This is a genomic window from Neotabrizicola sp. VNH66, from assembly GCF_049445895.1.
Lineage (GTDB): Bacteria > Pseudomonadota > Alphaproteobacteria > Rhodobacterales > Rhodobacteraceae > Pseudogemmobacter.
Genome location: NZ_JBMSDW010000003.1, coordinates 136,615 through 148,552 on the forward strand (window position 1 = coordinate 136,615; position 11,938 = coordinate 148,552).

The window sequence follows — 11,938 nt, forward strand, 5'->3', positions numbered from 1 at the left end:
CGCGCTAGGACTGTTTGCGCAAACAGGAGAGGCAGATGACGGGTCAGGAAGCGCGGAATGCGCGGCGCGCGGTGGCGGCGATGTTCACGGCGAATGGCTTTGCCATGGGGGCCTGGGCGCCGCAGATTCCGCTGCTGTTGCCCCGCCATGGCATCACCGAGGCGCAGCTGGGCCTGCTGATCCTGGGCCTGGGCATCGGCGCGGTCGGTGCGATGCTGTTCGCCGGGCGGCTGATCGGGCGGTTCGGCACCGTGCCGGTGTTGCGGGCCTTTGCCTTCCTGCTGGTGCCGATGCTGCCTCTGGTGGTGCTGGCGCCCAATGTCGTGCTGCTGGCCCTTGCCATGGCGGCCTTCGGCGGCATCACCGGCTCCATGGATGTGGCGATGAATTCCAACGCGGTCGAGGTGGAGCGGCGGCTGGGGCGGGCGATCATGTCCTCGTCCCACGGGTTCTGGAGTCTGGGCGGTTTCGTGGGCGGCACTCTGGGCAGCTGGCTGATCGCCCATGTCTCGGCCGAGGTGCAGGCGCTGAGCACCTCGGCGGCGATGCTGGCCACGATCCTGATCGCGCTGCGTTTCCTGCGGGGCGAGCCGCCGCATCCCGTGACACAGGATGCGCCGCGGGCAAGGCTGCTCCCGCGGGAGGCGGGCATCTGGCTTCTGGGAGTGATGGCCTTGTTCTGCGTGGTGCCCGAAGGCGCGGTGCTGGACTGGGCGGCCATCTATCTGGGGCAGGAACTGGCGGCCTCTCCCTTTGCCGCGGGTCTGGGCTTTGCCTTCTTCTCGGGGGCGATGGCACTGGTGCGCTTTGCCGGAGACGGCATCCGCAACCGGTTCGGCGCGGTGGCGACCTTGCGCGCCTCGGGACTTGTCGGCGCGGCGGGGCTGCTGATCGGGGCCTTGGCCCCCACGGCACCGGTGGCGATTGCGGGCTTTGCGCTGGCGGGTCTCGGGGTGGCGAATATGGTGCCGATCCTGTTCTCGGCCGCCGGGAATTACCCAGGGCAGCGGGCTGGCGCGGCCATGGCGGCGGTGACCATGCTGGGCTATGCGGGCATTCTGGTCGTGCCCGCCTTGATCGGCTGGCTGGCCGAGCATGTGGGCTTCCGCTACACCTATGGCGGGCTGGCGACCCTTCTGATCGTGGTCATGCCGCTGGCGGGGCGGGCAGCCATGGCCGACGGGCGGGCGGTGCCAGCTCAGACCAGCGTGGCCACCTGACCTGCGGTCACCAGCCGGGCGAAATCGGCGCCCAGAAGTGACAGCGTGACCCGCAGCACGGTGTCGGCGTCGATCCGCCCGCCATCATGGGCGGCAATGTCGAAACCGATCAGCGCATCGCCGGGCAGGATGACCTCGAACCCCAGATCGCTGGCCCAGCGGGTGCTGGAGGTGACGCAGAAGGCCGCGACCGCCCCGATCAGCACGATACGGCCGATGTCCTGCTGCCGCAGCCAGGCCTCCAGCCCGGTTCCGGCAAAGGCCGAGCTGCCGGATTTCCAGAACACCGGTTCGTCCGGCAGCGGGCGGGCGCAGGCCATCGGAGCGCCCAGCGGGTTGTCCCGCCGGAACGGCGACCCGGGGTCCGGGTCGTCGTGATGGACATGAACCACCGGCAGGCCGCGGCTGCGGAACAGCGCCAGAAGACCGGCGGTATGCGCTTCGGCCTGCGGATTGGCACGCTCGCGGCCGGCACGGCTGCGTTGGGCCATACCCTCCTGCATGTCGATGACCAGAAGCGCGGTTTTCATGTCTCCTCTCCGGATCAGAGGCCAAGGCACCAGCGCATCACCGCCTTCTGGGCGTGCAGGCGGTTTTCGGCCTCGTCGAAGATCACCGAATGCGGGCCGTCCATCACGGCGCTGGTCGCCTCGTCATTCCGGTGCGCGGGCAGGCAATGCATGAACAGGGCGTCGGGCTTGGCCCGGCTCATCAGCTGCTCGTTCACCTGATAGGGCCGCAGCTGGTTGTGGCGGCGTTCCTTGGCGCTTTCGGGGTCATGCATGGAAACCCAGGTGTCGGTGACGACCAGATCGGCACCTTCGACCGCGGTGAACGGGTCGCGCTGGATCGTGACCTTGCTGCCCTTCTCCCGGGCGAAGGCCACGAATTTGTCTTCCGGATCCAGCGTTTCCGGCCCGGTGAAGGTGAAGTCGAACCCGAACTGCCCCGCGGCATGCAGGAAGCTGGCGCAGACATTGTTGCCATCGCCCGCCCAGACCACCTTTTTCCCGGCGATCGGGCCGCGGTGCTCTTCATAGGTCAGCACATCGGCCATGATCTGGCAGGGGTGGGTGCGGTTGGTCAGCCCGTTGATCACCGGGACGGTGGCATGTTCGGCCATTTCGAGAAGGGTCATCTCCTCGAACGTCCGGATCATGATCATGTCGACATAGCGCGACAGGACGCGGGCGGTATCGGCAATGGTCTCGCCATGGCCGAGCTGCATTTCCTTGCCCGACAGCACCATCGTCTCGCCGCCCAGTTGCCGGACGCCCACATCAAAGGACACGCGCGTGCGGGTGGAGGGCTTTTCGAAGATCAACGCGACCATGCGGCCTTTCAGCGGCTGGTCGTCGTCCGGCGCACCCTTGGGGCGGCCGTTGCGGGCGACCTTCATCGCATGGGCGGTGTCGATCATCGACCGCAGATGGGCGGGGTCGGTTTTGTGGATATCAAGGAAATGGTTCATGACGTTCGCTTTTCGGATGCCGACGGCTTTTGAGCGAAGGCCGGGGGCCAGCCCCCGGACCCCCGGGATATTTAGGGACAGAAAATGATCAGAGGGATTTTTCGATCTCGGTCGCGGTGCGGTCAAGGCGGGCCAGCGCCTCGGCGATATCCTCGTCGGGGATGTTCAGCGCCGGCAGCAGGCGCAGCACATTGTCCGCCGCGGCGACGGTCAGGATCTCCTGCGCATAGCCCGCCTTGACCACATCGGCGGGGGCGGGGCGGCATTTCAGGCCCAGCATCAGCCCTTCGCCGCGGACCTCTTCGAAGACCTTGGGGTGGCTGGCGACGAGGCCTTCCAGCCCCTGCCGCAGGAGGGCGCCCTTGCGGCCCACCTCGGCCAGGAAGGCCGGGTCCGAGACCAGTTCTACCACCCGCGCGCCCACGGCGCAGCCGAGCGGGTTGCCGCCATAGGTGGAGCCATGGGTGCCCGCGACCATGCCCTTTGCTGCGCGCTCGGTGGCCAGCACCGCGCCCAAGGGGAAGCCGCCGCCGATGCCCTTGGCCACCATCATGACATCGGGTGTCACGCCCTTCCATTCATGGGCGAAAAGCTTGCCGGTGCGACCCATGCCGCATTGCACCTCATCCAGGATCAGGAGTGTGCCGGTCGCATCGCAAAGCGCGCGGATTTCCTTCAGCATGGCATCGGGCAGCGGGCGGATGCCGCCTTCGCCCTGAATGGGTTCGACGATCACCGCGCAGGTCTGATCGGTCAGCGCCGCGCGCAGGGCCGCCATGTCACCCCAGGGCAGGGTGGTGAAGCCGGGCATGAGGGGGCCGAAACCCTTGACCATCTTCTCGGACCCGGCGGCCGCGATGGCGCCGGTGGAACGGCCGTGGAACGCGCCTTCGAAGGCGATGAAGCCGGTGCGTTCGGGCTGGCCGTTCTCATAATGGAACTTGCGCGCCATCTTGATCGCCAGTTCGGCGGTTTCGGTGCCGGAATTGGTGAAGAAGACGGTATCCGCAAAGGTGCGTTCCACCAGAAGCGCGGCCAGCCGCTCCTGTTCCGGGATCGAATAGACATTCGACACATGCCAGAGCTTCTGCGCCTGTTCGGTCAGGGTCCGCACCAGTTCCGGGTGGCAATGGCCAAGCGCGTTCACCGCAATGCCCGAACCGAGGTCGAGGAAGCGTCGCCCGTCCGTAGCGGTCAGCCAGCTGCCCTCGCCATGGTCAAAGGCGACGGGGGCACGGTTGTAGGTCGGCAGGACGGCGGAAATCATGGAATGACCCTTCGTATGGGGAAGCCTAGCCGTAAGGCCGGGCGATTGCAGGTGTCAACAGGGGGGTGCCCGGAAACGGCCGGGCAGGCCGGGACCATCGCCTTATCGGCGTCGTGCGCGCAGAATCTGATGCGGGGCGTTGGTCATGGCGCTGCCATAGCCGGATTTCCCGCTTCGGGAAAGCGGTTTCTGCGCCGGGATGCCCGGTCATGCACCGGCTGCCCTTGCACCCCCCCTGCGGCAACCGTTAGGATAGCGCGGTTACTTTGCAGAGGCGGAGCCTTCGATGTCCTGGACGGACGAACGTGTCGAACTTCTGAAACGGATGTGGGTGGAGGGCCAGTCGGCCAGCCAGATCGCCAAGGAACTTGGCGGTGTAACCCGCAATGCCGTGATCGGGAAGGTCCATCGGCTTGGCCTCTCGAACCGTGTGGGCGGCAAGGAGGATGAGGAGGGCACGGCAGAGGCCGCGCCCGCCGCAGCCCCGGTGTCCGCCCCGAAGGCCGAGCCTGCGCAGGCCGCCGCGCCCAAGGTGGAACCGGCGCCTGCCCCGCGGCCCGAAGCCGCCCCTGCGGCCGCGGCTGCGCCCCGCCCTGCCGCCGAACAGCGGCCGGCGCCGGCCGCGTCGAATGTGACGCCCCTGCCGGTGCGCAAGCCGATTGTGCCCGCGGGCCAGCCGCTGCCGCCGCAGCCCAGCCAGAATGAGATCAGCCCCGAGGCGCTGGCCTCGGTGCGCGAGGTGGAAAAGCGCGCGCGCAGGCTTACGCTGATGGAACTGACCGAGCGGACGTGCAAATGGCCGATCGGTGACCCGGCGACGGATGATTTCTGGTTCTGCGGCCTGCCCAGCCTGCCGGGCAAACCCTATTGCGAGGCCCATGTCGGCGTGGCGTTCCAGCCGATGAGCGCGCGGCGCGACCGTCGCCGCTGAGGCCGTTTTTGCAGAATGCCGAAGGCCCCGGGGATTTCCCCGGGGCTTTTGCATTTGGGGCCGTTACAGCGGCGCGGGGTCCTCACCCGGTGCGATGGTGAACAGGTCTGCCCATTCCGGGTGGCGGGCATATTGCTTGCGCACGAAGGGGCAGAGCGGGATGATCCGGAACCCCTCGGCCCTTGCATCCTCCAGCATGCGTGCCAGGAGCGCCTGAGCCACGCCATGGCCGGCCATCGTCTCCGGCACGCCGGTGTGGTCGGCGCTGATCCGGCCGGGGCCGCGGCGGGTGAAGGTGATCTCGCCCTCGGCGTCGATCCCGGCGATGCGGGCAACCCAGCGGCCATGGCGACTGTCTCGGTCCTCGCGGGTGATGGTCAGCTCTGTCATGCCGGGTCTCCTTGCGCGGTGGCGGTCTTCAGTACGGGCGCGGGGACCTTTTTCCTGCCCCGGTATCGTTGCCGAAGTTCCGACAATAGGTCTAATTTTCGCCATTTTCGCCACCCCTAATAAGGAAAATCGCCCGGAAATTGAGTGGCCGCCCCACGAGTCGCGCGCCCGCCCCGACCAGAAGGATGAATGCAGGATGACACCGATGCGTATATTGGCCGTCGATGACGATCCCGTCTTCCTGATGCTCCTTGAGCATGTGCTGACAGCGATCGGATACAAGGATCTGCGCACCGTGGAATCCGGTGCCGAGGCAATGACACTGCTGCGCGACCCGCGGCAGAAGTTCGACTGCCTGCTGCTGGACATCGACATGCCCGGCATGACCGGGATCGAGCTGTGCCGCCGCGTGCGGGCGCTGCAAGACTATCACGATACGCCCGTGGTGATGATCACCGCGATGAAATCGCTGGATTTCGTCGAACCGGCCTTCCGCGCCGGGGCGAATGACTATGTGCACAAGCCGATTGACGAGCTGGAGATGCGCACCCGGCTGCGCATGGTGGGCGACCTGATCGAGGAACGCCGCCGCCGGGCCTCGGTCGAAAGCCGCTTCTCCACCGATCATGGTCTTCCGGTCATCAATGTGCGTTTTGACGAGCCGGTCGCGCTGAGCGAGGCGGGCAGCGTGATCGACTATCTGGCGCTGGAAAACTATGCGCTGACGCTGGGCCGGCTGCGGCTTTATGGCCATAGCGTGCTGGGCTTCAAGGTCACCAATGCCGAGAGCATTTTCTGCTCGACCGACGGTATCGGCTATATCGACACGATGGCCAATGTCGCATCGGTCATCGACGGCGCGCTGAAATCCTGCAACCATCTGATCGCGCATGCGGGCCGCGGCGAATTCGTCGCCATGATCTCGCAGCGCACCGATCTGGACGTGGATCTGCTGCAGGACGAGATTGATCTGGCCATGGACCGTTATGCCCATCTGCACGAGGCGCTTGGCATTCCGCTGCCCGATGTGACGGTGGGCCGGATCCTGCATACCGGGTTCTTCACCCGCACCTCTGTCAGCAGCCTGTTCAAGGAAGCGCGCCAGTCCGTCCGTGACGTGGCCATGGTGCGCTGATGGATCGTCTTGTCCTTGGTCCTGCGATGGCGGCCCCGGTCCGTCCGTCGAACGATCCGTTGGCCGCGATCCGGCGGCGGTTTCTGGAAATGGTCGAAGGCTATGTGCTGGACGTTGCCCTGCATCGGCGCGAAGCCGAAACGCCGGCGCAGCTGCGCCCTGCGCTGGCCGGAATCGCCATGATCGCCCATCGCGTTTCGGGTGTGGCGGCCACGCTGGGTCATGAGGGCCTGGGCGAAACCGCGGCAGCGCTGGATCAGAAGCTGACCCAGGCGCTGAAAAGTGGCCCTCTCAACCTGCGCGAGTTTGACGGGATGATCGTTCTCTTTCATTCTGCGCTGAGCAACACGCTGGACGAAGCCGCAACCTGAGGGCAGCATGGCGCCCTGACACGAAAACGCAGACGGTCCTGCACCGGCCCCGGCCGAGGATCGCCAAGGAATCCTAATGCTCAAGTGCATCGAGGTCTCACGTATCGACGCGCTCGGCGGCGTCACCTTGTTCTTCTGGTTTGCAATCGTCTTCCTGCTTTATCGTTCGGCGCAGGAATACTTCTTCGGGCGGCGGTATTTCGTCGTCACGCTGATGGCGATGCTGGGCTGGCTGGTCGCGGTCTTTCTGGAAATCAGCGCGATCACCCCCACCTGCAAGATCATCTGGGCGCAGGCGGCCTGGCCGTTCATCGTGGCATTGCCCACGGCCTGGGCGTTCTTCCTGACCGATTATGCGGCGGGCTCTGCGGGGCAGGGACGGCGCTGGCGCATCGTGCCGCTGATCGTCGGGCCGGTGGCGGCGGCGGTCGTGGCCGCGACCAACAGCCGGCACCAGATGTTCTATGGCCCGGATACCGGTCCTGTGGTGGTGGACGGCCGGCTGGTCGTGTCCTTCGACCATGGTCCGCTGTTCTATGCCTTTGCCGCCTATATCTACATTTTCCTGATCTGGGCCGTTGTCGTGGCGCTGATCGGCTCGCTCAAGGCCAGTGCGCAGCACCGCACCTTCTTTATCGGGCTTCTTCTGGTGACATTGGTTCCGGGGCTGAGCAATGTGCTCTACATCGGGTTTGGCGTTACATTCGAAGGCTTCGACCCCACGCCCTTTGCCTTTTCCGTCGCGCTGTTCATCCTGTCGCTGATGATTGCGCAGAACCGGCTGATGGATGTGGGGTCAGTGGCAAAGGACCTGCTGTTCCACAATTCCCCCGATCCGATCATCGTGCTGGATGCCGAGGGGCGCCAGATCGGCGCCAACCCCGAGGCGCGGCGCCTGTTCGGCCCCGAGGTGGATCTGACGCAGGGCGTGGATGACCAGCATCTGAAGATGCGCGACTTCTTCGATGAGATCATTCAGACAGGCGGGCAGCCCGCGCGCCGCACCCTGACCGCCCGCCGCCGCTATTTCGAGCCGGACGTGTTCCCGGTGCGCTCGGTCTATGGCACCAATCGCGATGTCATCGGCTGGGTGCTGCGGCTGCAGGACTCGACCGAACGCAGGTTTCTGTCCAGTGCGCTTCAGGCCGAGCGGGACTTTCTGTCGCAACTGATGGAGACCAGCCTTTCCGGCATCATCGCGCTGGATGCCGAAGGCGCCATCATGTTCATCAATGCCGAGGCCGAGCGTCTGCTGGGGCTGCAGGGCATTCCGGTGCGTGAGGTGAACCTTTCCGATCCGGACTGGGCCTTTGAATGGCCCGAAGGTGTGCCCGCCACCGGGCTGGGTCATGTCTTCGCACGCCTGCTGGAAGACAGCCGGCCGATCCGCAACCGGCGGCTGGCACTGCGCCGCCGCAGCGACCGCGAACGGCGCATCATCTCGTGCAATGCCTCGCTTTTGCAATCGGCCGACGGAGAGGCGCGGGTTGTGGTCTCGTTGACCGATGTGACGGACCAGCACCGGACCGAGAACAACCTGCGCGATGCGGTGGCGAAATCGGAATCGGAAAGCCGCAGCAAGAGCCAGTTCCTTGCGAATATGAGCCATGAGATCCGCACGCCGCTGAACGGCGTCCTTGGCATGGCCGAGGTTCTGGACCGGCTGGTGCACGATCCGGAACAGAAGAAGATGCTGACGACGATCCGGCATTCGGGAGAGCTGCTGCTGACGATCCTGAACGACGTGCTGGACATGTCCAAGATCGAGGCGGGCAAGCTGGAGCTGGAGGCGGCGCTGTTCCGTCCCGATCATCTGGCGGCGCGGATCTATGATCTCTACATCGTCTCGGCCGAGGAAAAGCAGCTGGAGCTGGACGTCTTCACCAGTGGCCGCGCCGAGGTGCAGCGCATTGGCGACCCGCACCGGGTGATGCAGATTCTGCAGAACCTTGTCAGCAATGCGATCAAGTTCACCCACAGCGGCGAAATCGCGGTCAGCTTCTCCTGCCCGGTGGGCAAACCCATGGTGATCGAGGTGCGCGACAGCGGCATCGGCATGACAGAAGAGCAGCTTGGCCGGATCTTCAACGCCTTTGAACAGGCCGACGGCAGCGTCACCCGGCGCTTTGGCGGCACCGGGCTGGGCATGTCCATCGTGTCCAAGCTGGTCGAGATCATGGGCGGCCATGTGACCGTGGAAAGCCGCCTGGGCGAGGGCACCGCAATCCGCGTCACCCTGCCGCTGGAAGAGGCCTGAGCGCCTAGCGGCGTCCGGTCAGCAGGTTGATGGCGGCCAGAAAGGCCGCGGCCCGGATCGGCTTTGACAGCAGCATGTCGGCCAGTCCGGCTGCCCGGTTGCCGGGCACATGGCCAGACGCATCCAGTGCGGCGGTGAACAGTACCATGGCCGATCCTGCATTGATCGACCGGCTGGCGCGCAGATGGCGGATCAGCCGGTCACCACGGATTTCGGGCATGTTCAGATCGAAGATCAGCAGGTCAAAGCGCTGCGTCTGCGCCATTTCCAGCGCCTGCCGCCCATCCTCGGCCTGTGCCAGCACCACATCGGGCAGCGGCTGGATCAGATGTTCGACGATGGCACGGTTGATCTCGTCATCATCGGCCACGAGAATCTTGATTGGTCGGCGCGGAGCGGTCTGGCCGAATCTGGTGTCCGACGGAGCCGCTTTTTGGCCGCCGCTACTCAGGATACCTTCCGGCCCCATTAGTCCCTCGCCATAATCGTTCAAATAAGCCCGTGTAACGCACCACATATACTGTGGAAATTGGGCCGGGCGGAAGGAAATTCCCGCATAGCGCGAAGCTTTTCAGCGGCGAAGCGTCAGGATTGCATGCATCAGGTCAGTGCGCCGGAAAGGCTTGGCCAGATGGGTGTCAAATCCGGCAACCAGATAATCGGCGACCTGATTGACCAGCGCATTGGCAGTGACGGCCACGGCCGGGGTTTCGGTCATGCCCTTTTTCTGCTCGATCGCGCGGATTTCGCGGATGGCGGTCACGCCGTCCATCACCGGCATGGAAATGTCCAGAAGCAGCAGATCGAATTTGGCGGCCTGCCAGCGGTCCAGCGCCTCTTTGCCATCCTGTACGCTGACAAGGGCGGCGCCGGTATCGGCCAGCATCTCTTCCAGCACCAGCCGGTTCGTCGCACTGTCGTCAGCGATCAGGATCCGCATGCCGTCCAGACGGTTGCTTTCCTCTTGCGGCGAGGCTTCGGCCTCCACCGTGTCCAGAGGCGCTTCCTCCAGCGGCAGCGAAATCTTCACCCCGGTGCCCCCGCCGGTCGGCGTTACCGTTCCGCCCATGCCGGTGACCAGTGCCACGGCGGCAGGGTCGGGGGTCAGCCCGGCGGAGGAAACCACTTCGATCACGACGGGTTTCTCGGGGCGGGCGCTGAATTTCAGCCGAACACTGCTGTCGGGGCCGGTAAAGGGTGCGGCGTCCAGAAAACCGCGCACCAGCTGTTCCACCGCATCCGTATCACCCAAGCGGCCGTTTTCACACCCGAGGCTTCCGAAAGCTTCGAATGTCGCATCGACCTGCTCAGCCATGGAGCCGTAGTGGGCTTCCAGACGGCGAAGTACGTCAACTGGCCTGAAGGGAGTAAGGCTCATTATGTGTCCGTCTTTGGGCGATTGCCCGCTTCTTTTTGAGGTGTTGCGAACGAACGAACCGAGTAGCCAGGAAACACACAAAGGACAGAGTCGCGCCACCGTTATGAGGGGTAAACGCACGAGCTTGTCACCGGTTCCGGGACAATCCGGAAAAAAGTAACCATATAAAATCTGATCAACTTATAGCATTCAACGGTGACGGAACACAACCGAAAGGAAGCGAAAATAAGGCTGCAAGATGTGATTCTTTGCAGCCAAAAATCTAGCTATATCCGTGATTTAACAAGATTCTGAAGGGCCGCCAAACAGATTTGGGCCACCGCGTCCCGGGAAAGCGGGACGGGTCGCCTGCGGGCAGAAAACTGCCCGTCCAAACGGCAGCCGGGGGATGCATCGCCCGTTTTCGGGCGATGCAGATTCGATCCCTTTGGCTGATGTCTTGCGCTGCGCTGCGGCCGGTCAGAGACCGGCGGCCCGGCGCGTCTCCTCCGGCAGGGGCACAGTGCCCGCCTTTGCTGCCGCAATGGCCGAACGCAGCATGTTCGGTCCGTCGGGACGCATGAACAGCGACTTGCGCACTGCGGGTCCGACGGCAATCATCGGCGAAGGCAGGTTGTCGCGTTCGTAGATCTGCTCGAAATCTTTCAGCCGGTTCTTGATCTGATCCTCGATCTGCAGGATGTCGGGTTCGCGGCCTTCGGACAGGGCAGAGACAAAGATCCCCGATCCCGCATAGGCCGTCAGTGCCTTTGCAGGCTTCAGCACGGTTTCCACCGTCACGCCCACATCGTACAGCATATTGATGAAATCCACCCGGCTGGCCTTTTCGAACAGGCGCGGGGCATTGCTGATCGCGATGGCCATCACCGAGGCGGTGTAGCTTTCCTTCGCGCTCAGCGATTTCAGGTAGTTCTCCAGCGCGGGATAGTCGATCACCCGGTCGAAGCCCAGAAGCGTGACCGGCGTCTCAAATTCGAAATCCACCTCGTCCAGCGCGATGGCGTCTTCGTCATCGGGCGCGAAGGGCAGGTTGGAGCGCTGCTCCAGCAACACATTGCGCGACTGTTCCACGATCAGCCGCTCGACCATGGTCATGCGGGCTTTCAGTTCCAGCGTGTCCAGTGGCTTGGTCAGATAGTCCGAGGCGCCCGCCGCAAAGGCATCGTCGATGAACTCTCGGTCGGTCATCGCCGTGATCATCATGATCGGCGTGCGCTTGTATCCGGGAACGGCGCGGATCTTGCGGCACAGTTCCACCCCGCTCATCCCGGGCATGCGAATGTCCAGGAGGATGCAGTCGAACACCTTCTTGCCCGATTCGAGTTCGCGCAGGGCTTCCTTGGCCGAATAGATCGGCGTCATGTCGGTGAACCCAAGGTCCTGCAAGGCAACATCAAGCACCTCCAGGAACAGAGGTTCATCATCGACAGCCAGGATTCTCATCTTTGCACCTTTCGCCGCAGTGGTCATGTCTCCGGGCCGCTTTCGGCCCTCGGCAAGAGACTCAACCTTTAGGCA

12 protein-coding genes are annotated in these 11,938 nt (G+C 64.4%); 5 read left to right on the forward strand and 7 right to left on the reverse strand.

Annotated features, from left to right (window positions below; genetic code table 11):
- The first annotated feature begins 35 nt into the window (after positions 1-35).
- Positions 36-1,220 carry an MFS transporter gene (locus tag ACO2Q5_RS05425; RefSeq protein ID WP_423288695.1) on the forward strand — a complete coding sequence of 395 codons (1,185 nt, stop codon included), beginning with the start codon at positions 36-38 and terminating at the stop codon, positions 1,218-1,220.
- On the opposite strand, the gene ACO2Q5_RS05430 is transcribed toward ACO2Q5_RS05425, so the two are convergent.
- From ACO2Q5_RS05430 to ACO2Q5_RS05440, 3 genes are all read right to left on the reverse strand, one after another.
- Positions 1,199-1,750 carry an isochorismatase family protein gene (locus ACO2Q5_RS05430; protein WP_423288697.1) on the reverse strand — a complete coding sequence of 184 codons (552 nt, stop codon included), beginning with the start codon at positions 1,748-1,750 and terminating at the stop codon, positions 1,199-1,201. The genes ACO2Q5_RS05425 and ACO2Q5_RS05430 overlap by 22 nt on opposite strands.
- Before the next feature lie 14 nt (positions 1,751-1,764).
- Positions 1,765-2,691, reverse strand: a complete 927-nt coding sequence (gene argF, locus ACO2Q5_RS05435; protein WP_423288699.1) for an ornithine carbamoyltransferase — start codon at positions 2,689-2,691, stop codon at positions 1,765-1,767.
- Between the two features lie 88 nt (positions 2,692-2,779).
- Positions 2,780-3,958 (reverse strand): aspartate aminotransferase family protein, encoded by a 1,179-nt coding sequence (locus tag ACO2Q5_RS05440; protein ID WP_423288701.1) that lies wholly within the window; start codon positions 3,956-3,958, stop codon positions 2,780-2,782.
- 286 nt (positions 3,959-4,244) lie between these two features.
- Between ACO2Q5_RS05440 and ACO2Q5_RS05445 the strand changes: the two genes are divergently transcribed.
- On the forward strand, positions 4,245-4,889 hold the full coding sequence (locus ACO2Q5_RS05445; protein WP_423288703.1) for a GcrA family cell cycle regulator: 645 nt from the start codon (positions 4,245-4,247) through the stop codon (positions 4,887-4,889).
- 63 nt (positions 4,890-4,952) lie between these two features.
- Here ACO2Q5_RS05445 and ACO2Q5_RS05450 read toward each other — a convergent pair whose 3' ends face one another.
- Positions 4,953-5,279, reverse strand: a complete 327-nt coding sequence (locus tag ACO2Q5_RS05450; protein WP_423288705.1) for a GNAT family N-acetyltransferase — start codon at positions 5,277-5,279, stop codon at positions 4,953-4,955.
- A gap of 205 nt (positions 5,280-5,484) precedes the next feature.
- Between ACO2Q5_RS05450 and ACO2Q5_RS05455 the strand changes: the two genes are divergently transcribed.
- From ACO2Q5_RS05455 to ACO2Q5_RS05465, 3 genes are all read left to right on the forward strand, one after another.
- Positions 5,485-6,414 (forward strand): response regulator, encoded by a 930-nt coding sequence (locus ACO2Q5_RS05455; protein ID WP_423288707.1) that lies wholly within the window; start codon positions 5,485-5,487, stop codon positions 6,412-6,414.
- A complete protein-coding gene (locus ACO2Q5_RS05460) occupies positions 6,414-6,785 on the forward strand; it encodes a hypothetical protein (RefSeq protein WP_423288709.1) in 372 nt (123 codons plus the stop codon). Before ACO2Q5_RS05455 ends, ACO2Q5_RS05460 begins: the two co-directional genes overlap by 1 nt.
- A 76-nt stretch (positions 6,786-6,861) precedes the next feature.
- Positions 6,862-9,042, forward strand: a complete 2,181-nt coding sequence (locus ACO2Q5_RS05465) for a histidine kinase N-terminal 7TM domain-containing protein (protein WP_423288711.1) — start codon at positions 6,862-6,864, stop codon at positions 9,040-9,042.
- 4 nt (positions 9,043-9,046) lie between these two features.
- On the opposite strand, the gene ACO2Q5_RS05470 is transcribed toward ACO2Q5_RS05465, so the two are convergent.
- The 3 genes from ACO2Q5_RS05470 to ACO2Q5_RS05480 form a co-directional block, all read right to left on the reverse strand.
- Positions 9,047-9,412: a response regulator gene (locus ACO2Q5_RS05470; protein WP_423288713.1), complete on the reverse strand. Its 366-nt coding sequence runs from the start codon at positions 9,410-9,412 to the stop codon at positions 9,047-9,049.
- A gap of 201 nt (positions 9,413-9,613) precedes the next feature.
- A complete protein-coding gene (locus ACO2Q5_RS05475; RefSeq protein ID WP_423288715.1) occupies positions 9,614-10,294 on the reverse strand; it encodes a response regulator in 681 nt (226 codons plus the stop codon).
- Positions 10,295-10,879: 585 nt separating this feature from the next.
- The gene (locus ACO2Q5_RS05480) at positions 10,880-11,863 is read right to left on the reverse strand and encodes a response regulator (protein WP_423288717.1); all 984 of its coding nucleotides are present in this window, start codon (positions 11,861-11,863) and stop codon (positions 10,880-10,882) included.
- Positions 11,864-11,938: the final 75 nt, after the last annotated feature.

Bases quoted from the DNA above. Each gene is read 5' to 3' on its own strand.
- ACO2Q5_RS05425 (WP_423288695.1), top strand. From the start codon at position 36: ATGACGGGTCAGGAAGCGCGGAATGCGCGGCGCGCGGTGGCGGCGATG.
- ACO2Q5_RS05430 (WP_423288697.1), bottom strand. From the start codon at position 1,750: ATGAAAACCGCGCTTCTGGTCATCGACATGCAGGAGGGTATGGCCCAA.
- argF (WP_423288699.1), bottom strand. From the start codon at position 2,691: ATGAACCATTTCCTTGATATCCACAAAACCGACCCCGCCCATCTGCGG.
- ACO2Q5_RS05440 (WP_423288701.1), bottom strand. From the start codon at position 3,958: ATGATTTCCGCCGTCCTGCCGACCTACAACCGTGCCCCCGTCGCCTTT.
- ACO2Q5_RS05445 (WP_423288703.1), top strand. From the start codon at position 4,245: ATGTCCTGGACGGACGAACGTGTCGAACTTCTGAAACGGATGTGGGTG.
- ACO2Q5_RS05450 (WP_423288705.1), bottom strand. From the start codon at position 5,279: ATGACAGAGCTGACCATCACCCGCGAGGACCGAGACAGTCGCCATGGC.
- ACO2Q5_RS05455 (WP_423288707.1), top strand. From the start codon at position 5,485: ATGCGTATATTGGCCGTCGATGACGATCCCGTCTTCCTGATGCTCCTT.
- ACO2Q5_RS05460 (WP_423288709.1), top strand. From the start codon at position 6,414: ATGGATCGTCTTGTCCTTGGTCCTGCGATGGCGGCCCCGGTCCGTCCG.
- ACO2Q5_RS05465 (WP_423288711.1), top strand. From the start codon at position 6,862: ATGCTCAAGTGCATCGAGGTCTCACGTATCGACGCGCTCGGCGGCGTC.
- ACO2Q5_RS05480 (WP_423288717.1), bottom strand. From the start codon at position 11,863: ATGAGAATCCTGGCTGTCGATGATGAACCTCTGTTCCTGGAGGTGCTT.